This is a genomic window from Agrobacterium sp. T29 (assembly GCF_006970545.1).
GTDB lineage: Bacteria > Pseudomonadota > Alphaproteobacteria > Rhizobiales > Rhizobiaceae > Agrobacterium > Agrobacterium leguminum.
This window is the reverse complement of the sequence record NZ_CP040640.1, coordinates 1219890-1242612: the sequence shown is the minus strand read 5'-3', so window position 1 is coordinate 1242612 and position 22723 is coordinate 1219890. Positions and strand designations below refer to the sequence as shown.

At 60.0% G+C, this 22723-nt stretch carries 20 protein-coding genes; 12 read left to right on the top strand and 8 right to left on the bottom strand.

Annotated elements, in window-relative coordinates; genetic code table 11:
* Positions 1-18: 18 nt before the first annotated feature.
* The 5 genes from ccoG (at position 19) to gndA (ending at position 6137) form a co-directional block, all read left to right on the top strand.
* Positions 19-1602 carry a cytochrome c oxidase accessory protein CcoG gene (gene ccoG, locus FGF54_RS06290; protein WP_142779221.1) on the top strand — a complete coding sequence of 528 codons (1584 nt, stop codon included), beginning with the start codon at positions 19-21 and terminating at the stop codon, positions 1600-1602.
* On the top strand, positions 1599-2099 hold the full coding sequence (locus tag FGF54_RS06285) for a FixH family protein (RefSeq protein ID WP_142779220.1): 501 nt from the start codon (positions 1599-1601) through the stop codon (positions 2097-2099). Before ccoG ends, FGF54_RS06285 begins: the two co-directional genes overlap by 4 nt.
* The gene (locus FGF54_RS06280; protein WP_142779219.1) at positions 2096-4387 is read left to right on the top strand and encodes a cation-translocating P-type ATPase; all 2292 of its coding nucleotides are present in this window, start codon (positions 2096-2098) and stop codon (positions 4385-4387) included. Before FGF54_RS06285 ends, FGF54_RS06280 begins: the two co-directional genes overlap by 4 nt.
* A complete protein-coding gene (gene ccoS / locus FGF54_RS06275; RefSeq protein ID WP_003502794.1) occupies positions 4384-4542 on the top strand; it encodes a cbb3-type cytochrome oxidase assembly protein CcoS in 159 nt (52 codons plus the stop codon). Before FGF54_RS06280 ends, ccoS begins: the two co-directional genes overlap by 4 nt.
* A 164-nt stretch (positions 4543-4706) precedes the next feature.
* The gene (gndA, locus tag FGF54_RS06270) at positions 4707-6137 is read left to right on the top strand and encodes an NADP-dependent phosphogluconate dehydrogenase (protein ID WP_003525022.1); all 1431 of its coding nucleotides are present in this window, start codon (positions 4707-4709) and stop codon (positions 6135-6137) included.
* Positions 6138-6202: 65 nt separating this feature from the next.
* Here gndA and FGF54_RS06265 read toward each other — a convergent pair whose 3' ends face one another.
* The 3 genes from FGF54_RS06265 to FGF54_RS06255 form a co-directional block, all read right to left on the bottom strand.
* Positions 6203-6529, bottom strand: a complete 327-nt coding sequence (locus FGF54_RS06265) for an RcnB family protein (RefSeq protein WP_142779218.1) — start codon at positions 6527-6529, stop codon at positions 6203-6205.
* A 190-nt stretch (positions 6530-6719) separates the two neighbouring features.
* Positions 6720-7751 (bottom strand): L-glyceraldehyde 3-phosphate reductase, encoded by a 1032-nt coding sequence (mgrA, locus tag FGF54_RS06260; RefSeq protein ID WP_142779217.1) that lies wholly within the window; start codon positions 7749-7751, stop codon positions 6720-6722.
* Between the two features lie 103 nt (positions 7752-7854).
* Positions 7855-10353: a glycoside hydrolase family 2 protein gene (locus tag FGF54_RS06255; RefSeq protein ID WP_168208023.1), complete on the bottom strand. Its 2499-nt coding sequence runs from the start codon at positions 10351-10353 to the stop codon at positions 7855-7857.
* A gap of 488 nt (positions 10354-10841) precedes the next feature.
* On the opposite strand from FGF54_RS06255, the gene FGF54_RS06250 reads away from it, so the two are divergent.
* On the top strand, positions 10842-11894 hold the full coding sequence (locus FGF54_RS06250; RefSeq protein ID WP_168208022.1) for a LacI family transcriptional regulator: 1053 nt from the start codon (positions 10842-10844) through the stop codon (positions 11892-11894).
* 194 nt (positions 11895-12088) lie between these two features.
* On the opposite strand, the gene znuA is transcribed toward FGF54_RS06250, so the two are convergent.
* Positions 12089-13081, bottom strand: coding sequence for a zinc ABC transporter substrate-binding protein ZnuA (gene znuA, locus FGF54_RS06245; RefSeq protein WP_142779215.1), 993 nt, complete (start codon positions 13079-13081; stop codon positions 12089-12091).
* Positions 13082-13185: 104 nt separating this feature from the next.
* Between znuA and znuC the strand changes: the two genes are divergently transcribed.
* Genes znuC through zur form a run of 3 tightly spaced genes read left to right on the top strand, consistent with a single transcriptional unit; the run spans position 13186 to position 15321 of the window.
* Positions 13186-14100 (top strand): zinc ABC transporter ATP-binding protein ZnuC, encoded by a 915-nt coding sequence (znuC, locus tag FGF54_RS06240; protein ID WP_142779214.1) that lies wholly within the window; start codon positions 13186-13188, stop codon positions 14098-14100.
* Complete coding sequence (gene znuB / locus FGF54_RS06235; RefSeq protein WP_142779213.1) at positions 14093-14911, top strand: zinc ABC transporter permease subunit ZnuB; 819 nt, start codon at positions 14093-14095, stop codon at positions 14909-14911. Before znuC ends, znuB begins: the two co-directional genes overlap by 8 nt.
* Positions 14908-15321: a zinc uptake transcriptional repressor Zur gene (zur, locus tag FGF54_RS06230; RefSeq protein WP_020809932.1), complete on the top strand. Its 414-nt coding sequence runs from the start codon at positions 14908-14910 to the stop codon at positions 15319-15321. The genes znuB and zur overlap by 4 nt, the downstream gene beginning before the upstream one ends.
* Before the next feature lie 37 nt (positions 15322-15358).
* Here zur and FGF54_RS06225 read toward each other — a convergent pair whose 3' ends face one another.
* Entirely contained in the window at positions 15359-15892 is a 534-nt protein-coding gene (locus FGF54_RS06225; protein ID WP_003525039.1) for a gamma carbonic anhydrase family protein, read from the bottom strand.
* A gap of 36 nt (positions 15893-15928) precedes the next feature.
* On the bottom strand, positions 15929-16618 hold the full coding sequence (locus tag FGF54_RS06220) for a fumarylacetoacetate hydrolase family protein (RefSeq protein ID WP_080816991.1): 690 nt from the start codon (positions 16616-16618) through the stop codon (positions 15929-15931).
* Positions 16619-16755: 137 nt separating this feature from the next.
* On the opposite strand from FGF54_RS06220, the gene dusA reads away from it, so the two are divergent.
* Positions 16756-17766 (top strand): tRNA dihydrouridine(20/20a) synthase DusA, encoded by a 1011-nt coding sequence (gene dusA / locus FGF54_RS06215; protein ID WP_142779212.1) that lies wholly within the window; start codon positions 16756-16758, stop codon positions 17764-17766.
* 6 nt (positions 17767-17772) lie between these two features.
* Here dusA and FGF54_RS06210 read toward each other — a convergent pair whose 3' ends face one another.
* Together FGF54_RS06210 and uvrA are read right to left on the bottom strand one after the other, a co-directional pair.
* On the bottom strand, positions 17773-18573 hold the full coding sequence (locus tag FGF54_RS06210) for a DUF72 domain-containing protein (RefSeq protein WP_142779211.1): 801 nt from the start codon (positions 18571-18573) through the stop codon (positions 17773-17775).
* A gap of 56 nt (positions 18574-18629) precedes the next feature.
* Entirely contained in the window at positions 18630-21551 is a 2922-nt protein-coding gene (gene uvrA / locus FGF54_RS06205) for an excinuclease ABC subunit UvrA (protein WP_142779210.1), read from the bottom strand.
* Positions 21552-21816: 265 nt separating this feature from the next.
* Here uvrA and FGF54_RS06200 point away from each other — a divergent pair, with 265 nt between their 5' ends.
* Both FGF54_RS06200 and FGF54_RS06195 read left to right on the top strand, forming a co-directional pair.
* Positions 21817-22392 carry a single-stranded DNA-binding protein gene (locus FGF54_RS06200; RefSeq protein WP_065655441.1) on the top strand — a complete coding sequence of 192 codons (576 nt, stop codon included), beginning with the start codon at positions 21817-21819 and terminating at the stop codon, positions 22390-22392.
* A 39-nt stretch (positions 22393-22431) separates the two neighbouring features.
* Positions 22432-22686, top strand: coding sequence for a hypothetical protein (locus tag FGF54_RS06195; RefSeq protein ID WP_059753033.1), 255 nt, complete (start codon positions 22432-22434; stop codon positions 22684-22686).
* The last annotated feature ends 37 nt before the right edge of the window (positions 22687-22723 follow it).

The following is a 22723-nucleotide window of genomic DNA, read 5'->3' as shown; positions in this document are numbered from 1 at the left end:
TAAAAACGGACTCCTATCATGAACATCTATCGCGCCGGACAGGATCGCCCGCAACAGCCTGTCGAAAGGCTGGAAGCGGAAGCCGTCAATTCCGCAAAAACGCGCAAACCGCTCTACGAAGCACGCAGGAAGATTTTTCCCAAGCGCGCTGAGGGGCGGTTTCGGCGGTTCAAATGGCTGGTGATGCTGGTCACGCTCGGCATTTATTATCTGACGCCGTTTCTGCGCTGGGATCGCGGTCCCTATGCGCCGGATCAGGCGGTGCTGATCGATATCGCCAACCGGCGCTTTTATTTCTTCTTCATCGAAATCTGGCCGCAGGAGTTCTTCTTCGTCGCCGGATTGCTGGTCATGGCCGGGCTTGGGCTCTTTCTCGTCACTTCCGCTGTCGGGCGCGCATGGTGCGGTTACACCTGTCCGCAGACCGTCTGGGTCGACCTGTTTCTGGTGGTCGAACGGGCGATAGAGGGCGACAGGAATGCGCGCATGAAACTGGATGCCGCGCCCTTCACATTCGGCAAATTGCGCAAGCGGGTGCTGAAACATGCGATCTGGCTGGTGATCGGCGTTCTGACCGGCGGCGCATGGATTTTCTATTTCGCCGATGCACCGACGCTGGCCATGCAGTTCATGACCGGGCAGGCGCCGATGATCGCCTATTCCACCGTCGCCATCCTCACCGCCACCACCTATGTCTTCGGCGGGCTGATGCGGGAACAGGTCTGCACCTATATGTGTCCCTGGCCGCGCATTCAGGCGGCGATGCTGGATGAGAATTCGCTTGTCGTCACCTATAATGACTGGCGCGGCGAACCGCGCTCGCGGCATGCCAAGAAGGCTGCGGCGGCAGGGGAGAGCATCGGCGATTGCGTCGATTGCAATGCCTGCGTCGCGGTCTGTCCCATGGGCATCGACATCAGGGACGGGCAGCAGCTGGAATGCATCACCTGTGCGCTCTGCATCGATGCCTGCGACGGGGTGATGGACAAGATCGGCAAGCCGCGCGGGCTGATTGCCTATGCGACGCTTTCCGAATACCAGTCCAACATGGCGCTGGCGACCGGCAATGGTGAGCATTCCATCCGCCCCGCCAATGTGCGCGAGGAGGATGGCAGTTTCAGGAAGAGCATCCGCCACTTCAACTGGCGCATCGTCTTCCGGCCGCGCACGCTGCTTTACACGGCCATATGGTCGGCGGTCGGCATCGGCATGCTGTTTGCGCTGGTGACGCGCGAGCGGCTGGCGCTGAATGTGCTGCATGACCGCAATCCGCAATATGTGCTGGAATCGAACGGCTCCATTCGCAACGGCTATACGGTGCGCATTCTCAACATGGTGCCGCAGCCGCGCATAATGAGCCTGACCATCGAGGGCATTCCGAATGCGGTGATGAAGATCAACGGCATGCCGGACACGGCCGCACGCACCTTCGAGGTGACGGTGGAGCCGGACGAGGCGACGACGCTGAAGGTCTTCGTCACCCTGCCGGGCAAAGATGTTGCGCGGGCGGCGGAAAATTTCGAATTCATCGTCAGCGATACGGGCGGCCATGAGACGGCCCGCTACGATGCTGTCTTCAACGCTCCGGGAGTGAAAAAATGACCGTGAACAATCGCCAGACGTCCGGTTTCACGTTCACCGGCTGGCATATGCTGGGTGTCATGTTGCTGTTTTTCGGCACCGTCATCACCGTCAACATGGTGATGGCCTGGAACGCGGTCAACAGCTGGAGCGGGCTTGTCGTGCCCAATACCTATGTGGCCAGCCAGCAGTTCAACGCTAAGGCGGAAGCCGCCAAGGCAAGGGCTGCGACCGGTATCAAGGGCAAGCTCATCGTGGATGAAACGACGGTGCGTTACGAGGTGTTTCATCCCGACACCGGCCCGGTCGACACGGATAAGGTGACGGCGCATTTTCGCCGACCTGTCGGGGAACGCCAGAATTTCGACATGGAACTGACCCCGGTTTCCACCGGTGTCTTCACCGGCCCGCATGACATGTTGCCGGGCCAATGGATCGTCGAGGTTACCGCCGTCAGGGACGGCCGGATCATCGTGCATGAGGGCACGCGGATCGCCGTCATCAGGGGGCGCAAATGAGCTGCTGCGCACCGGGAACGGAAGGATCACTGCAACTCGGCGAGCCGGTCAATCCGCCATCGTCGGAGGAATTGCTGCTGGCGAGCCGCGATCTGGGGCAGGGGTTGCGCCAGACCGATCTCAGCGTGCCGGATGTGTATTGCGGCGCCTGCATCACCACCATCGAGACCGCGCTCGGCCGTCTGCGCCAAGTGGAGCGGGCGCGCGTGAACCTGTCTTCCAAACGCGTGGCGGTCGTCTGGAAAGAAGAAGTCGACGGCGTCAGGACCGATCCCGCCGATATTGCCCGCGCAATCCTGTCGACGGGATACCGCACACATCTTTTCGCCAGCGGGCAGGATGCCTCGGACGCCTTGCGTTCGCAGCTGATAAGGGCGGTGGCGCTGTGCGGCTTTGCTTCCGCCAATATCATGCTTCTGTCCGTCTCCGTCTGGTCGGGGGCGGATGCTGCGACGCGCGACATGTTCCACTGGATTTCGGCGATGATCGCCGCGCCGGCGCTGATCTATGGCGGTCGTTTCTTTTACCAGTCGGCCTGGAATGCGCTGAAACATGGCCGCACTAATATGGACGTGCCGATCGCGCTTGCCATCACGCTCTCTTATGCCGTCTCGCTGTGGGAGACGATCCATCACGGCGAACATGCCTGGTTCGATGCGACCGTGTCGCTGCTGTTCTTCCTGCTGATCGGCCGAACGCTGGACCATATCATGCGCGACAAGGCGCGCTCGGCCATTGCCGGGCTTGCCCGTCTTTCGCCGCGCGGGGCAACGGTGATCGGTGAGAATGGAACGCGGGAGTATCGGCCGCTTGCCGATATCCAGCCGGGAATGTCGATTACGATTGCGGCCGGGGACCGGGTGGCGGTGGATGCCGTGGTCGTCTCCGGCAGCAGCGATCTCGACATGTCCATCGTCAACGGCGAAAGCGCGCCACGCCGCGTTGCGGCAGGCGACAGTCTTCAGGCCGGTACGCTCAACCTCACCGGTTCGCTGACTGCGCGGGTGACGGCATCGGCGAAGGATTCCTTCCTCTCCGAAGTGATCGGGCTGATGGAAGCGGCCGAAGGCGGGCGGGCGCGTTACCGCCGTATCGCAGATCGTGCCGCGAGCTATTATTCTCCCGTGGTGCATCTTCTTGCGCTGGTGACGTTTCTCGGCTGGGGCATTTTCGGTGGCGACTGGAAACAGGCGATGCTGATCGCTATTGCGGTTCTCATCATCACCTGCCCCTGCGCGCTTGGTCTTGCCGTTCCCGTGGTGCAGGTGGTGGCCGCCGGAAGGCTTTTCCGGCACGGCATCATGGTCAAGGAAGGCTCGGCCATGGAGCGGCTGGCCGAAATCGATACCGTGCTGTTCGACAAGACCGGCACCCTGACCGTCGGAAAACCGAGATTGGTCGAGACCGGCGATGTGAAGCCTGCCACCATGGCGGTTGCAGCGGGGCTTGCCGCCCATTCGCGTCATCCCCTGTCGAAAGCCCTGCATGCTGCCTATAGCGGCGCTGTGCCGACCTATGAGGCGGTACGGGAAATTCCGGGCTCCGGCGTCGAGGCGGAGACGGAAGCCGGAACCTACCGGCTCGGTAGCCGCCGTTTCGCGTGCCCAAGTGAAGCGAGCGTCGACAATGGCGATGCGCGGTCGGAAGTGGTGCTGTCCCTCGATGGCAGGCATCTGGCAAGCTTCGGCTTCGAGGATAATCCGCGGGCGGGTGCGGTTGCGGCATTGCGCAGCCTCTCAGTGCGTGGGTTGATGCAGGAAATCGTTTCGGGTGACCGGGCAGCAGCCGTCAGCGCCATGGCGCAGCGGCTGGGGATCGGCAACTGGCGTGCGGATCTGTCGCCGAAGGACAAGGCGGCGCGCTGCGCCGAGCTTGCCGGCGAGGGGCGCAGGGTACTGATGGTGGGAGACGGTATCAACGACGCGCCGGCGCTTGCTGCCGCGCATGTGTCCATGGCGCCCGCCACCGCCGCGGATATCGGCCGGCAGGCCGCCGATTTCGTGTTCATGCAGGAGGATCTCGATGCCGTGCCTTTCGCAATCGAGACATCGCAGCGGGCAGGAAGGCTGATCCGGCAGAACTTCGCCCTTGCCATCGGCTACAACATCATTGCCGTGCCGATTGCGATTGCCGGTTATGCGACGCCGATGATTGCGGCGATCGCCATGTCGACATCGTCCCTGATCGTTGTCGCCAATGCCCTGCGTCTTGCCGGTACGGCTGAAACCGTCAGTCCTCAGAACCAAGCGAAGACCGGATTTGCAGGCGAGGGGGCGCAACTGGCATGAACATGCTGATCTATCTCATTCCTGTCGCGCTGTTTTTAGGAGCGCTTGGCCTTTTCGCCTTCCTCTGGTCGGTGCGCTCCGGCCAATATGAGGATATGGACGGGGCCGCCTGGCGGGCGCTGGATGATGGTGACGACCGGCCCCGACGATCATAAAAGGCGAGGCGGGCTTGCCGTTTTGAACTGGCCTCGACCTGTCGCAAATATGCAAAGCTGATTTGCGTCATCAAAATTTAATCGTTTCAGTCGCCCCCAGCCTTGCCGTTTGTTCATTACAGTGCCACAACACGACCACCAAAAAGCAAGATGGAGGCACATCCGTGGAACAGGCAGAAATCGGTTTGATCGGTCTCGGCGTCATGGGCTCGAACCTGGCGTTGAACATCGCGGAAAAGGGCAACAAGATTGCCGTATTCAACCGAACCCCTGAAGCGACGAAAAAATTCTACGCCGAGGCTGGGGACTTGCAGGGACAGTTGATCCCCTGCGAAACCATCGAGGAATTCGTCGCCGCCATTCGCCCTCCGCGCCCGATCATCATCATGATCAAGGCCGGCGATCCGGTCGACCAGCAGATGGAAATCCTGAAACCGCACCTCGCCAACGGCGACATCATGATCGACGCCGGCAATGCGAATTTCCGCGATACGATCCGCCGTTTCGACAATCTGAAGGATAGCGGCCTGACCTTTATCGGCATGGGCGTTTCCGGTGGTGAAGAAGGTGCGCGCCATGGACCGTCGATCATGGTCGGCGGCACCGAGGATAGCTGGAAGCGTGTCGAGAAGGTGCTGACTTCCATTTCCGCCAAGTACAATAACGATCCGTGCGTGGCATGGCTCGGCAATGACGGCGCCGGCCACTTCGTCAAGACCATCCATAACGGCATCGAATATGCCGACATGCAGATGATCGCCGAAATCTACGGCATCCTGCGTGATGGCCTTGGCATGAGTGCCGTCGAAATCGCCGATGTGTTCGCAGAATGGAACAAGGGCCGCCTGAATTCCTACCTGATCGAAATCACCGAGAAGGTCCTGCGCGCCGCCGATCCGATCACCGGCAAGCCGATGGTCGATCTGATCCTCGACAAGGCCGGCCAGAAGGGCACCGGCAAGTGGTCGGTCATTGAGGCGCAGAACATGGGCGTCGCCGCAACCGCCATCGAGGCGGCCGTGGCTGCCCGTATTCTGTCTTCGCAGAAGGATGAGCGTGAAGCTGCCGAGAAGATCTTCGGCCTGCCGACCGTTGCGCCCGCACCGGCTGACAAAAAGGCGTTTATCGCCGATCTGGAAAGCGCGCTTCTGGCCGCCAAGGTCGGCGCTTATGCGCAGGGCTTCGCCATCATGTCGGCCGCTTCCAAGGAGTTCAACTGGAACCTGCCGATGCCGACGATTGCCCGCATCTGGCGCGCCGGCTGCATCATCCGCTCGGAATTCCTCGATGAGATCACGTCGGCCTTCACCAAGGACCCGCATGTGGCTAACCTCATCGTGACGCCTGCCTTTGCCGGCATCGTCAAGGATACCGACGCACCGCTGCGCCGTGTCGTCTCCTACGCCGTTCTCTCCGGCCTGCCGGTTTCGGCGCTGGCTTCGGCGCTCGGCTATTTCGACGCCTATCGCCGTGGCCGCGGCAGCGCCAACCTCATTCAGGCGCAGCGCGACTTCTTCGGCGCGCATGGCTTCGAACGCACCGACGGTGTGGACAAGCCGCATGGCCCTTGGGGCAGCGGCGCCGACATTTTCTGATCGGCTGAAACGACAAACAAAAAGGCCCGCGAAAGCGGGCCTTTTTCATTTCATTGATGCCTGGATTAGCGGGCGGCGGCGAGGCCGACGATCAGGCCGCTGACGGCGTTGATGAGCAGGAACTGGTTGTCGACGCGCACCCAGCGCTGGTCGCGGCGCGGCTCGGCAAGGCGATAGCGGCGATAATCGCGGCGGTCGATGACGTTGCGGCGTTCACCCGCAGACAGGCGCTGGCCGCGATCCCAGCGGTGCTTCTTGACGATGACCTTCTTGGTGGTGACCTGACGCTCGATGGTGACGCCGCGATGGCGATCGTCGTGGCGGCTTTGCGCCTGAGCCATCGGAGCGGCGAGAACGGTGGCGGCCAGAAGAATGGTGACGAACTTTTTCATGGAAGTTTCCTCTCGTGTTTCGATGAGGAGAACTTACGAATAAACGAATGAACGGAAACTGAATTTAAAATTACATTTATGTAATGGTTGTTAACGGTTAGGGGCGGGAGTTAATCTTTTGTTTTGAGGTTTTTTGCCCGGCTTTTGCAGTGTGTAGACCGCCCGGCGGAACCGGGCGGTCTCTCATCAGTCAGACGCGTTCGGCGGATTTTGCCCAGAGGTTGATATCCGCTTCCTTGGCGTAACGGTCGATTTCGGCAAGTTCCTCGGCCGTGAAATCCGGCTTGTCGAGCGCCTTCACGCAATCCTCGACCTGTTCGACACGGCTTGCGCCAATGAGCGCCGAGGTGATGCGGCCGCCGCGCAGAACCCAGGCAATCGCCATCTGCGCCAGCGTCTGGCCGCGCCGCTCGGCAATGCTGTTGAGTGCACGGATGTTCTCGACATTGCGCTCGTTGAGGAAGGCCGGGTTGAGAGACTTGCTCTGCGATGCACGGCTGCCATCCGGCACGCCGCCGAGATATTTCGTCGTCAACATGCCCTGCGCCAGCGGCGAGAAGACGATGGAGCCGATGCCCAGTTCTTGCAGCGTATCGACGAGACCGTCTTCCTCGATCCAGCGGTTGATCATCGAATAGCTCGGCTGATGGATGATGCAGGGCGTGCCGAGGTCCTTCAGGATCGCGGCGGCCTCGCGGGTGCGCTTCGAATTGTAGGACGAGATGCCGACATAAAGCGCCTTGCCCGAGCGCACGATCTGGTCCAGCGCGCCGCAGGTCTCCTCAAGCGGCGTATTGGGGTCGAAACGGTGGGAATAGAAGATATCGACGTAGTTCAGCCCCATGCGCTTCAGGCTCTGGTCGCAGGAAGCGATCAGATATTTGCGGCTGCCCCATTCACCGTAAGGACCGGGCCACATGTTGTAACCCGCCTTGGAAGAGATAATCATCTCGTCGCGATAGCCTCTGAAATCCGTCTTCAGAATTTCTCCGAAGGCGGTTTCGGCGCTGCCGGGCGGCGGGCCGTAATTGTTCGCGAGATCGAAATGGGTGATGCCGAGATCGAAAGCGCGGCGGCAAATGGCCTGTTTGGTCTGGTGCGGCGTGTCGTTGCCGAAATTGTGCCATAGGCCGAGCGAAATCGCCGGCAGCTTCAGGCCGGTCTTGCCGCAATGATTATATTTCATGGATGCATATCGGTTTTCGGCCGGTTGCCAAACCATGGGTCTTCCTCCGCTTGCTGATGACTGGCTGCCGGAGAACCCGGCAACCTTTTGAACCGATGAAGACAGGCGTGGGTTCACCTGTCATTCCCGAGAGGGATGGTTATGCCTTTCTCCGCATGGTTTCAATGCCGGGATTGGGCGAGGATTGGCAGGTATGAAGATCGAAGATGCGGAAATGCGGCTGGGGGCCGTCCGCTTTCGGGGTGAAGATGATGCGGCGCGTTTCGCCGGCGGCAAGATCGAAGAGATTGTCGGAATAACGTCCGGGCTGATCTGCCTCCAGCATGACGAAGAGGGCGAGACCGGTGGCGGTGACATCGATTTCGAACTGGCCGTTTTTCAGTGTGTTGGTCGTGAATGTCAGGCCGGCGGGCTGAAGCTCCAGCGCCTTGTAGCTATCGCGCACATGATGGCCTTCGCCGGTCATGCCGTTGGAAGCGATGAAGCTCCAGGCAAGGACGGCGCCGTCAGGCAGGCTGTCCATGTCGATATCGGTCAGCATGGCGGCCCTGTCGGTCGCGCAGGTGCCGTTGGCCGATTTCAGCGGCACGCGGTTGCCGTCCACGGTCAGGGCAACGATGTTCATGTCGATTTCCACATCCTCCGCCGTGTCGTTGACCATGGAGAAGCTCACCCGGCGTCCATCTTCTGAAGGTATGGCCGAGACCGTGACGGGCTGGAAGAAACGGCGGGCGGCATAATGCAGCGCTTTCCAGCCGCCGCCATGATCGAGGCTCGACCATGAGGCGACCGGCCAGGTGTCGTTGAGCTGCCAATAAAGCGTGCCCATGCAATGGGGCTTGAGCGAGCGCCAGTAATCGACGGCCGTGCGGATCGCCAGCGCCTGCTGGACCTGGCTGAGATAAACGAAATTCTCGAAATCCTTCGGGAAGCGGAAGTAGCGGAACATGGTGCCCGCAATCCGCTCATTGCCGCCGACATTCTTCTGGTGCAGCTCGATGACCGGGGAGGCGATGTTCAAGTCTCTGTCCTCCGCATAGCTGCGGATGACGGGCATGGATGTATAGGACTGGAAACCGAATTCAGAGCAGAAGCGCGGTTTCACAGAACGATAATTATCGAACGACTTGTTCTCGTGCCAGACGGACCAGTAATGCATGTCGCCGGAACCATCCGCGTGCCATGCATCGCCATAATCGAGATAACCGGAGGCCGGGCTCGATGGCCACCAGTGCGCTTCGGGCGCGGCTTTTTTCAGGGCCCGTTCGATGGTGCGGTTCAGGCGGTCATAGGCTACGAGATAACGGTCGCGATTGTTGCGGGATTCATCGAACCAGGTCAGCGCACCCACCAGCTCGTTATCACCGCACCAGAGCGCGATGGAGGGATGGGAGGAGAGGCGTTTCACCTGATAATCGACCTCGTGTTCGACATTATCGAGGAAATCCTCGCTGCAGGGGTAAAGGTTGCAGGCGAACATGAAATCCTGCCAGACCAGCAGGCCGAGGCGGTCGCAGAGATCGTAGAACCAGTCTTCCTCATAGAACCCGCCGCCCCAGACGCGGATCATGTTCATGTTGGCCTCGACAGCCGAACATAGAAGGTCCTCGGTCTTTTCCCGGCTGGTGAGCGAATAAAGCGCATCGGCGGGGATCCAGTTGGCGCCGCGGCAGAAGATTTCCCGGCCGTTGATGCGGAAGGCAAAGCGGCTGCCGGCCTCGTCCTTGTCCGTCAGAAGCTCGATGGTCCTGAAGCCGATCTGGCGGGTGACTGTCTCATCAGGCAATTCCACCGTCAGCGTGTAGAGCGTCTGTTCACCACTGCCGGCCGGCCACCAGAGCTCAGGATTCTCCAGGAAGAAGACGTGGCGCACCACCGTTTCACCGGCGCCGACGCCGCAATCGAGCCTGAGCCTTTCATCGTTGAGAGACAGATATACCGGCAGGCTGGCCGGGCCTTCGGCAAACAGCGCGACGGCCACATGCAGTTCCACACCGCCTTCGACATGGTGCTGTGACGTGACGACATGTTCGATGCGGGCTGTATCGAGGCGCTTCAGCAGGATTTTGCCGTAAAGGCCGAGCGGCGCAATCGCGATATTCCAATCCCAGCCGAAATGGCATTGCGGCTTGCGCAGCATGTTGCCATTGGCGATTGGTGAGTTGCCGGGGTGATAAGGAATATAAAAAGGCTGCCGCGCCTGCCGTTCCGCGCCGGCCGCGATGTTGGAATGGAAATGGATGCGGATGGTGTTTTCACCCGGCCGCACAGCCCGCGAAACATCCGGGCGGTAACGGCGGAAACAATTGTCGGCGCTCAGGACCGGGATGTCGTTGACGAAGACGATGGCGACGGTGTCGAGGTAATCGATATCGAGATACCAGCTGGCATCCGCCTCATCGAGAATGAATGTGCGCTCGAGGACCCAGTCCTGCTGCGCGACCCATTGTACCGCCTTCTCATTGGCGCCGTGATACGGATCTGGAATGATGCCCGCATTTTTGAGCGCGGTGTGAATATCGCCCGGTACGGAAAGCTGGGTGGCGTGGTCTCCTTCCACCGACGTCAGGCGCCAGGACCCGGCCAGATTGATGACGGTTTCGGGCGAGGAAGAAGAAATCATAATCGGACCCTGCATAATATGAATTCGAAGAAGACCGGCCTGCATCATGGTGCAGGCTTGTGTCAGAATCTGGGGGAATGGACGCTCGCAAAGCGGCTGCCTCACATTTATCCGGCTTTGCGATTTCCTCCCTTCGGCAACGTTACCGTAAAACAATCGTTCCGTCATTCCTTTGAGTGGGAATCAATAACATGAAAAATGCCGGGGAACGCCCGGTCTTGATAATGACATTGTCCCATTCGAAATTTATCGATTTTTATCATTTTATATTAGTTATTTATGTTCGTTTTTTAATCTATATAATGAGGTATTTATCCAATGATATTCGGACTTTTGGCCCCGTAAGAAAAGGATCGCAGTCGGGAAATATTTTCCGGACCTATATCGTTTTAGCTGAATTGGCCGATAGCCGGACAAGACCGGCCTTTGACCGCAGACCTTTGCCTTTGCAACGGAGCAAAAGCTATCTATGATTATCGTTCGGTAAAGCGTGGCGAAATGACATGAACGATACTGGTAAATCCGGCAGGAACGACATACCCGCGACCACGGGCGAGCGTCCGACCTTGAAGACAATCGCCTATATGACGGGTCTCGGCATCACCACCGTCTCGCGCGCACTGAAGGATGCGCCCGATATCGGCGCTGAAACCAAGGAGCGCGTGCGGCTGATCGCCCGGCAGATCGGTTACCAGCCAAACCGCGCCGGGGTGCGCCTTCGCACTGGCAAGACCAATGTGATTGCCCTTGTGCTGAGTGTCGATGAAGAACTGATGGGTTTCACCAGCCAGATGGTCTTCGGCATCACCGAGGTTCTTTCCACAACACAATATCATCTGGTCGTGACGCCCCACATCCATGCCAAGGATTCCATGGTGCCGATCCGCTATATTCTCGATACCGGTTCGGCGGATGGGGTCATTATTTCGAAGATCGAGCCCAACGATCCGCGCGTTCGTTTCATGACCGAGCGCAACATGCCCTTCGTCACTCATGGGCGGTCCGATATGGGCATCGACCATGCCTTTCATGATTTCGATAACGAAGCCTATGCCTATGAGGCGGTCGAGCGACTGGCGCAATGCGGACGCAAAAGGATCGCCGTCGTTGTGCCGCCATCGCGGTTTTCGTTCCACGATCACGCCCGCAAGGGGTTCTTGAGGGCAATCAGGGATTTCGGCCTTAGCGAATTTCCGCTGGATGCCATCACCATCGAAACGCCGCTCGAAAAAATCCGCGATTTCGGCCAGCGGCTGATGCAATCGGATGACCGTCCCGACGGCATCGTTTCGATCAGCGGCAGCAGCACCATTGCGCTGGTGGCGGGTTTCGAAGCGGCAGGTGTGAGGATCGGCGAAGATATCGATATCGTCTCGAAACAGTCCGCCGAGTTCCTGAACTGGATCAAACCGCAGATCCACACCGTCAATGAGGATATCAAGCTGGCGGGCAGGGAGCTTGCGAAGGCCCTTCTGGCGCGCATCAACGGCGCGCCGCCGGAAACCCTGCAGAGCATCAGCAGCCCTGTCTGGTCTTCGATGGCGCCGAAGCCGTAACGAGCTGCTTTGCGATTGATGGCGCGACGTCTCTACCCAGCGATGGTCGCGCCTCGTTTCCTTATGCAGTACTTTATATTTCAATCGCAAATGACTGTATTGAAATATATATTATTCCGATAATTCACGCCTCGGCCGTATTCCGGTTCAAAGCCGGAATGACGGAACCGGGGCGTTAGGGGCGGCAATGCGCATCAGGACAGGCAGTCCTTCAGCGAGCCTGCAATGCCGCGCATCAGCTTGAAATAGAGGTCCGGGCCGGGTTCCAGTGTCGCTGCTTCCGGATCGAGCGTCGCCGATTTCGCCGCGGTGCCTTCGGTGATGACCGAAATCAGCTTCGGCTCGAATTGCGGTTCAGCGAAAACGCAGGTTGCGCCGAGCTGGCGAACCTTTTCCTGCATCTGCTTGACGCGGTCCGCACCGGGCAGGGTTTCGGGGCTGACGGTGATCGATCCCGCGGTCTTCACGCCGTAACGATGCTCGAAATATTGATAGGCATCGTGGAAGACGATGAAGGGCTTGTCCTTCACCGGCTTGACCGTTTCCTTGAGTTCGGCGTCGAGCGCATCGAGGTCGTCGATCAGTTTTTTGGTATTGGCCTGATAGGTCGCGGCATTGCCGGCATCGGTGGCGATCAGCGCGGTTTCTATCGTCTGCGCCATGGCCTTGGCATTTTCGGGATCGAGCCAGAGATGGGTATCGTATGCGCCGTGGTCATGGTCCTCGTGACCCTCCGCATGGTCGTGTCCATGATCGTGCGCGCCTTCCTCTTCAGCGTGGCCGTCATGCGCCTCGTGGCCTTCATCGCCATGGTCATGTGCTTCAAAGGGGCCGCCTTCGCGGAAGGGCAGCTTTTCCAGACCCTTTGCGTCTTCCAGTTCCACCACGGTTGCCTTGCTGGCAAGCGCTTCGAGCGGCTTTTCCAGGAATGCTTCCAGTCCCGGCCCAACCCAGAAGACCACATCGGCCTTTTCCAGCTTGCGTGCATTGGACGGTCTGAGATTATAGGTGTGCGGCGAAGCCGCGCCGTCGACGATGAGCTGCGGTTCGCCGACGCCCCGCATGATGGCGGCGACGAGGGAATGGACGGGCTTGATCGAGACCACGACATCGGGCGCGGCGGTGGCGCCGGAAGCGGCGGCCGCTATTGCCACCGATGCCATGAGCGGGATCAGGAACGATTTCATGAAATGCACTCCACTTGAAGAAGTATAGTTATGTTATTACATTTATTGCGTAACTCTATAACGTATGCAATAGCGGTAAGCAACATCGCCGAACGGACAATCCCATGCTTCATTCCGCCCATCGGGGCAAAGAGATACTTGTTTCCCTTGCCAATGCCGGCGTGCAGCGCAACGGCCGCTGGCTGGTGCGCGGCGTGGAGTTTTCCGTCAGCAAAGGCGAGATCGTCACGCTGATCGGGCCAAACGGTTCCGGCAAATCCACCAGCGCGAAAATGGCAATCGGCGTGGTGAAGCCGACCGAGGGCGAGGTTTCGCGCATTGCCGGTCTGAAGGTCGGTTATGTGCCGCAGAAGCTTTCCGTGGACTGGACCATGCCGCTTTCGGTGCGCCGGCTGATGACGCTGACCGGGCCGCTGCCAGCCCGCGAAATCGACGCGGCGCTGAATGCGACGGGCATTGCGCACCTCGCCAATGCGGAAGTGCAACACCTTTCCGGCGGCGAGTTCCAGCGCGCGCTTCTGGCCCGCGCCATCGCCCGCAAACCCGATCTGCTGGTTCTTGACGAGCCCGTGCAGGGTGTCGATTTCTCCGGCGAGATCGCGCTCTATGATCTGATAAAAAATATCAGAAATTCAAATAATTGCGGAATTCTGTTAATCTCGCATGACCTGCATGTGGTGATGGCCGAAACCGACACCGTCATATGCCTGAACGGCCATGTCTGCTGCCGGGGCACGCCGCAGGCGGTGAGCCAGAGCCCGGAATATATGCGGCTGTTCGGCGGCGCCGCAGCCAAGGCGCTTGCCGTCTATAGCCACCATCACGATCATACCCATCTGCCCGATGGTCGGGTGCAGCATGCGGATGGTTCGGTGACCGATCATTGCCACCCCGAGGATGGGCACCGTCATATGCATGACCACGGCCACCATTATGACAGCCATGACGAATGCGGCTGCGGCCATGAGCATGAGGGCCATACGCCTCCCGGCCAGCGGCAGGGAGAGCGCCATGTTTGACGATTTCTTCGTTCGCGCCATGGTCGCCGGTATCGGCGTTGCGCTCACTGCCGGTCCTCTCGGCTGCTTCGTCGTCTGGCGTCGCATGGCCTATTTCGGCGATACGATGGCGCATTCGGCGCTGCTCGGCGTCGCGCTGTCGCTGCTGTTGCAGCTCAACCTCATCGTCAGCGTCTTTCTGGTGGCGTCGGCCGTGTCGATCCTGCTGCTCTTTTTGCAACGGCGGCAGGCGCTCTCCGCCGATGCATTGCTTGGCATCTTGTCCCATTCGGCGCTGGCGATCGGTCTCGTCATCGTCGCTTTCATGAGCTGGGTGCGCATCGATCTCGTCTCGTTCCTGTTCGGCGATATTCTCGCCGTTACCCGCAGCGATATCGCCCTGATCTGGGGCGGCGGGCTGGTGGTCATCGTCTCCATGGTGTTCCTGTGGCGGTCGCTGCTTGCCTCCACCGTCAATACGGAGCTGGCCGAGGCCGAGGGGTTGAACCCGGAGCGCGCAAAGCTGATCTTCACGCTATTGATGGCGCTGGTGATCGCCATTGCCATGAAGGTGGTCGGCATCATGCTCATCACATCGTTGCTCATCATACCGGCGGCGACTGCCAGACGTTTTTCCGCCACGCCTGAGGTTATGGCCGTGGTGGCTTCGCTGATCGGCGCGGTCGCCGTTGTAGGCGGACTGTTCGGCTCGCTCACCTACGATACGCCGTCCGGCCCATCCATCGTGGTTGCCGCGGTGATCCTCTTCGTTATAAGCCTGTTGCCGGCGCCGGGTTTTTCCCGCGCCGCGGATGAAGGAGGCAAATCATGAATGCGCAGACCCAGCAGAACCTCACCAAGAACCAGTCGCTGGTCATGAATGCCCTCTCAAACGCGCATCAGCCGCTCAGCGCCTATATGATCCTCGACAAGCTGCGGGATGAGGGTTTTCGTGCGCCGCTGCAGGTTTACCGGGCGCTGGAAAAGCTGGTGGAGTTTGGTCTCGTGCACCGGCTCGAGAGCCTTAACGCCTTTGTCGCCTGCACCCATACGCAGGCAGAGTGCTGCTCGCACCACCATGGCACGGTGGCTTTCGCCATCTGCGAATCCTGCGGGCAGGTGACGGAATTCCACGATCATGAAATCGACCACCGCCTCGAGCGCTGGGTGAAGGACAGCAAGTTCAAGGCGGAAAAGACCACCATTGAAATTCGCGGCCTCTGCGCCGCCTGCTCGGCTTAAGCTCACGGGCAGGGCGGGCGTGGATGCCCGCCGTTTCCTATCCTTCGATGATCGCCAGATCTTTCGAAAAGCGCTTCCAGTTTTCGATGTATTTCTCCGCCGAGCGGCGAAGCCCCGCGGCTGCCTCATCATCCAGCGTGCGGATGGCGCGCGCCGGCGAGCCGACAATCAGGGAATTGTCCGGAAATTCCTTGCCCTCCGTCACCAGCGCATTGGCGCCGACGAGGCAATTGCGACCGATCTTCGCGCCATTCAGGATCGTCGCGCCCATGCCGATGAGCGAATTGTCGCCAATGGTGCAGCCATGCACGATGGCATGGTGACCGATGGTGCACATTTCGCCGATGACGGCGGGAAAACCGGGATCGCTATGCACCATCACGCCTTCCTGAATATTGGTGCCGCGCCCGATGCTGATCGGCTCGTTATCGCCGCGCAGCGTTGCGCCGAACCAGATGCCGACATCCTCGCCGAGCGTGACAGAGCCGATGACATTGGCGTCGGGCGCCACCCAGTAGCGATCGGGCGCAGGGGTCTGCGGCACCCGGTCGGCGAGGCGGTAAAGCGGCATGGTGGTGTCCTCCCTTTTTGTTTTTTTTCGACGGCCTCAGGCAACCGTCACGCCCAGCGTGCCGACACCCTCGACGCCGCATTCGATGCGGTCGCCACGCACGATGGGGCCGACGCCGGCCGGCGTGCCGGTCATGATGACGTCACCGGCGGCAAGCGTGAACAGCTTGGAAAGCTCGGCAATCACTTCCGGCACCTTCCAGATCATCTGGGCAAGATCGCCCGTCTGCTTGCGTTCGCCATTGACGTCGAGCCAGATCGCGCCCGTAGCGGGATGGCCGATCCTGTCTGCCGGGACGATTGGGGAGACCGGTGCGGAATATTCGAAGGCCTTCGCGCCCTCCCAGGAGCGGCCCATCTTCTTCAGGCCGTCCTGAAGGTCGCGGCGGGTCATGTCGATACCGACGGCGTAACCCCAGACATGGTCCAGCGCCTCGGACGCCGGGATATCGGCGCCGCCGCTTTTCAGAACCACGACACACTCGACTTCGTAGTGCACATTCGACGACAGCGGCGGGTAGGGGAAATCCTGACCGGCGGGCAGCAGATTGTCCGGGTTTTTCTGGAAATAAAAGGGCGGCTCGCGCGAGGGATCGTGGCCCATCTCAATGGCGTGATCGGCATAATTGCGGCCGACGCAATAGACCCGCCGTACGGGGAAGAGGTCGTCCGTGCCTTCAACGGGCAGCAGAACGGGTTTCGGAGCGGGGATGACGGTGGCGGCCATGTCGATTTCCTGTCGTCTTTTTCGGTGCAATTCTTGTCCCGCGATTCCGGGCCGATTTCCAGTTCAAAATGACCCTGGCTGCAAAACTGGCTTTTTACGGTCCTTTGCTGTAGAAGCCGGCGCAAAGAGGTAAATCCATGTACAGACAAGCGCTTGCAAGCGGCGAAAAAATCTTCGCCGTGGCCCCCATGATCGACTGGACCGATACCCGCTGCAGATTTCTGCACCGGCAATTGTCGAAGCGCGCGCTGCTTTATACCGAAATGATCGTCGCCGATGCCATCATCCATGGCCAGCGCGACAGACTGCTCGGTTATCACCCTGAGGAACATCCCGTCGCGCTGCAGCTTGGCGGGTCTGATCCGACCAAACTTGCCGAGGCGGTGCGGATCGCCGGCGATTACGGATATGACGAGATCAACCTTAATGTCGGCTGTCCGTCGGATCGGGTGCAGTCCGGCACATTCGGCGCCTGCCTGATGCGCGAGCCGGAGGTGGTGGCGCACTGTGTCTCCGCGATGAAAGCTGTCGCCCGCGTGCCGGTTACGGTGAAATGCCGGATCGGGGTGGACGATCAGCAGCCGGAAGCGGTTCTGCCGGATTTTCTGAAACGGGTTGTTGCGGCAGGCGCGGACGCGGTCTGGGTTCATGCGCGAAAAGCCTGGTTGCAGGGGCTTTCGCCAAAGGAAAACCGCGAAGTGCCGCCGCTCGATTACGATCTCGTCTATCGCATGAAGCGGGAAAACCCTGATGTCTTTATCGGCATCAATGGCGGTATCGCCGATCTCGATCAGGCGAGCGGGCATCTCCAGCATATGGATGGCGTGATGCTCGGCCGTGCCGCTTATCACAACACGTCCATTCTTGCCGATGTCGACCATCGCATCTATGGCGAAGAGGCTCGCCAGCCGGACTGGATAGCGTTGCGTGACACGATGATCGCCTATGCCGCCGACTATATCGCCGCGGGCGGACGTCTCAACCACGTCACCCGCCACATGGTCGGGCTGTTTCAAGGCATGCCCGGCGCGCGCCGTTTCCGGCAAATCCTCTCCAGCGACGCCACCCGGCCGGGCGCTGGCCCGGAGGTTATCGAGGCCGCTTTCGCGACCATCGATTTCAGCCCGACGAAAGACATGGCGGGCTGAAAGAGTTCAGACCGCCTTTTGCAGTTCCTGCGCACCAACAGGCGCATTGACCTTGCCGCCGGTGATGAAGAAGGCGAAGATATCGCGCGGTGTCTTTTCGACCTTCCGATCCGGTGCTATCAGCGGCAGATCGTCCGGCACGGCGCCCTTAGCATAGGTCTTTACCCGCTCGGCCCAATGGTCGATGTCTTTTTTCGGGTAACAGGTCTTGATATCGTCCTCGCCCTTCTGCAGGCGGCAGTAGACGAAATCGGCCGTCACATCAGGCAGCATCGGATAATCATGATGGTCGGCGCAGACGACGGCGACCTTGTGCCTGGCGAGAAGATCGATGAATTCCGGAACCTGAAATGTCTCGTTGCGTACCTCGACGACATGGCGAAGACGGATGCCGTCCTGCTTCTCGGGCAACAGGGACAGAAATGCGCCAAAATCCTCCGCGTCGAATTTTTTCGTCGGCGCGAATTGCCAGAGGATCGGACCGAGGTGGGACCCGAGCTCCGTCAGCCCCTGCGTCAGAAACTTCGTCATCGATTCACCAGCCTCGGCCAGAACCCTGCGGTTGGTGACGAAACGGCTTGCCTTTAGCGAGAAGACGAAATCCTCGGGCACTTCGGAAGCCCATTTTGCAAAAGTTTCCGGCTTCTGGCTGCTGTAATAGGTGCCGTTCACCTCGATGGCCGTGAGCTGCCGGCTCGCATGCTCCAGCTGGCGCTTCTTCGGCAGTTTTTCAGGGTAAAAAGTGCCTTCCCATGGCTCGAAGGTCCAGCCGCCGATACCGGTGCGGATCGTGCCTGATGTCGACATATGCTGTTCCTCCTCCGGCCTTCGGCCTATCGAACCCTTGCGACGAAAGCTGCGGATTATTCCGCAGCCTCCCGTTTTCCGGCCGGCCGGCGCTCGAGAAGCTCCTTCAGGAAGTGACCGGTATAGGAACGCTCAACCTTGACGATGTCCTCCGGTGTGCCGGTCGCCACCACCTCGCCGCCGCCCGTGCCGCCTTCGGGTCCGATATCGATGATCCAGTCAGCCGTCTTGATGACTTCGAGATTATGCTCGATCACCACGACGGAATTGCCCTGTTCGACCAGCGCATGCAGCATTTCCAGGAGCTTGTTGACGTCGTGGAAATGCAGGCCGGTCGTCGGTTCGTCGAGAATATAGAGCGTGCGGCCCGTCGAGCGTTTAGACAGTTCCTTGGCGAGCTTGACGCGCTGCGCCTCGCCGCCGGAGAGCGTATTGGCCTGCTGGCCGACCTTGATGTAACCGAGGCCGACATCGAAAAGCGATTGCAGCTTGTCGCGCACGGCCGGCACGGCGGCGAAGAACTCCACGCCTTCCTCCACCGTCATATCCAGCACGTCGGCGATGGATTTGCCCTTGAAGGTGACATCGAGCGTCTCGCGATTGTAACGCTTGCCGTGACAGACATCGCAGGTGACGTAGACGTCAGGCAGGAAGTGCATCTCGATCTTGATGACGCCATCGCCCTGGCAGGCCTCGCAACGGCCGCCCTTGACGTTGAAGGAGAAACGGCCCGGCGCATAACCGCGCGCCTTCGCTTCCGGCAAACCGGCGAACCAGTCGCGGATCGGCGTGAAGGCGCCGGTATAGGTGGCCGGGTTGGAGCGCGGCGTGCGGCCAATCGGCGACTGATCGATATCGATCACCTTGTCGATGAATTCGAAACCGTCGATGCGGTCGTGTTCGGCCGGGATTTCACGCGCACCCATCACCCTTCGAGCCGCCGACTTGTAGAGCGTCTCGATCAGGAAGGTGGATTTGCCGCCGCCCGATACGCCGGTTACGGCCGTGAAAACACCGAGCGGCACGGCGGCCGTGACATTCTTCAGATTGTTGCCGCGTGCGCCAAAAACCTTGATTTCGCGGCCCTTCTTTGGCTTGCGGCGCTCCGCCGGCACGGCGACGCCGAGCTCGCCGGAGAGATATTTGCCGGTCAGCGATTTCGGATTGGCCATCACCTCCTGCGGTGAGCCCTCAGCGATCACCTGACCGCCATGAATACCGGCGGCCGGGCCGATATCGACCACATAATCCGCCGTCAGAATGGCATCCTCGTCATGTTCGACCACGATGACGGTATTGCCGATATCGCGCAGGTGTTTCAGCGTATCGAGCAGGCGGGCATTGTCGCGCTGGTGCAAGCCGATCGAGGGTTCGTCGAGAACATAGAGAACGCCGGTGAGGCCCGAACCGATCTGCGAGGCAAGACGGATGCGCTGGCTTTCACCGCCGGAAAGCGTGCCGGAATTGCGCGACAGGCTGAGATAATCCAGCCCGACATCGTTGAGGAAACGCAGGCGTTCGCGGATTTCCTTGAGGATGCGGACTGCGATCTCGTTCTGCTTGGCGTTGAGACTTTCCGGCAGTACCTCGAACCAGTCGCGCGCGGTGCGGATCGACATTTCGGTGACTTCGCCGATATGCAGCCTGTTGATCTTGACGGCGAGCGCTTCCGGCTTCAGGCGGTAACCGGCGCAGGCCGGGCAGGGGGCCGCCGACATGTAGCGTTCGATTTCCTCACGCGCCCAGGCGCTGTCGGTCTCTTTCCAGCGACGCTCCAGATTGGGCACGATGCCTTCGAAATTCTTCACCGTCTTGTAGGAGCGGGCGCCGTCCTGATAGTTGAATTCGATCTTGTCATCGGTGCCCTGAAGGATGGCGTGCTGCGCCTCTTTCGAGAGATCCGACCACTTGCTCGACAGCTTGAAACCGAAAACCTTGCCGAGCGCTTCCAGGGTCTGATTGTAATAGGGAGAGGAGGATTTCGCCCAGGGAGCGATGGCGCCGTCGCGCAGGGTACGGGCCGGCTCCGGCACGATCAGGTTTTCATCAACCTTCTGCTGCGAGCCGAGGCCATCGCAGCTAGGGCAGGCGCCGAAGGGATTGTTGAAGGAGAACAGCCGCGGCTCGATTTCCGGAATGGTGAAGCCGGAAACGGGGCAGGCGAATTTTTCCGAAAACAGCACACGCTCATGGGTTTCGTTGAGCGACTTGTTGGCGGAGCCGCCGGCGGCGGTTTCTTCCGGCGGCAGGGGCTTGTCGGCGAATTCCGCGACCGCCAGACCGTCGGCGAGCTTGAGGCAGGTTTCGAGACTGTCGGCAAGGCGCGCGGCCATATCCGGGCGCACCACCGCACGGTCGACCACCACGTCGATATCGTGCTTGTATTTCTTGTCGAGGGCGGGCACGTCGGCGATTTCGTAGAACTGGCCATCCACCTTGACGCGCTGGAAGCCCTTCTTCATCAGATCGGCGAGTTCCTTTTTATATTCGCCTTTGCGGCCGCGCACCATCGGCGCGAGAATATAAAGGCGCGTGCCTTCCTCGAAAGCGAGGATGCGGTCGACCATCTGGCTGACTGTCTGGCTTTCGATCGGCAGGCCCGTGGCCGGCGAATAGGGCACGCCGACACGCGCGAACAGCAGGCGCATATAGTCGTAGATTTCGGTGACCGTGCCGACCGTGGAACGCGGATTGCGCGATGTGGTCTTCTGCTCGATGGAGATTGCCGGCGACAGGCCGTCGATCTGGTCGACATCCGGCTTCTGCATCATTTCCAGGAACTGGCGCGCATAGGCCGAGAGGCTTTCGACATAACGGCGCTGGCCCTCGGCATAGATCGTATCGAAGGCAAGCGAGGACTTGCCCGAGCCGGAAAGGCCGGTCATGACGATCAGCTTGTTGCGCGGCAGGTCCAGATCGATGCCCTTGAGGTTGTGCTCGCGGGCGCCACGGATGGAAATCGTCTTCAGTTCACTCATGACAAGGCTCGGACAAAAAATAACAGGCTTGATGGCAGCGCGTCCTTATGTAGTGACGCAGCCGGATGTGTCGAGGTCTATTCCCAATCGGTCGCAGCTTTTCGGAATGCTTGACTCGAAATCTGCGATTTAATAGAACAAAAAAGGAACGAATTGCAAGCGCGAATGTCTGCTCCCGCAGCTTAAGATTATTCTTTGTGGATAGTTCCATGCTTGCGGTGCCCTTTGCCGGCAGCGGCAGCTATTGTGTGGCGAATTTTTTGAAATGCAATTGCCGGTCATGATGGCCGGCGGACAGGATGACGAGATGGCTGGTAGCGTAAACAAGGTAATTCTGATCGGAAACGTGGGCGCCGATCCCGAAATCCGCCGGACGCAGGATGGCCGTCCCATCGCCAATCTGCGTATTGCCACCTCGGAGACCTGGCGGGACCGCAACAGCGGCGAGCGCCGCGAAAAGACCGAATGGCACACCGTCGTCGTCTTCAACGAAGGCCTGTGCAAGGTCGTCGAGCAATATGTCAAGAAGGGCGCCAAGCTCTATATTGAAGGCCAGCTGCAGACGCGCAAATGGCAGGACCAGACCGGCAATGACCGTTATTCCACTGAAATCGTTTTGCAGGGCTTTAACTCCACGCTGACGATGCTCGATGGTCGCGGTGAGGGCGGTGGCCGTAGCGGCGGCGATTTCGGCGGCGGCAACGATTATGGCAGCGGCGGCGGCTCCAGCTATGGCGGCGGTTACGACCAGCAGTCCTCGTCGCGCGGCGGCTCTTCCCGTGGCGGCGGCCAGCCTTCCGGCGGCTTCTCCAACGATATGGATGACGATATTCCGTTCTGAGCGGATGGCGAATTCGGGAAAGCGTAACGGGAGACAGGCATGAGTGATGCGCCCGCACCGAAACAGCCGGCGACCTGGCGCATCGTTCTTGCCTTCTTCCTCGATTTCTGGACGGCGTTTTTCGCCGCCGGATTTCTCGTGGCGGCGGTTGCAGGCGGGCGCACGCCACAGGGTTTTGCCTTGAACGGTGTGCCTGCCTTTATCGCGTTTGCGCTTATCATCGCATATTTTGTCGTGCTCGGCCGGTTCTTTGGCGGCACGCTATGGCAGCGTCTCCTGAAGGCGAGGCGCTAACATCCGGCTTTGCCGGCTCTCCAATAGGGGAGAAGGT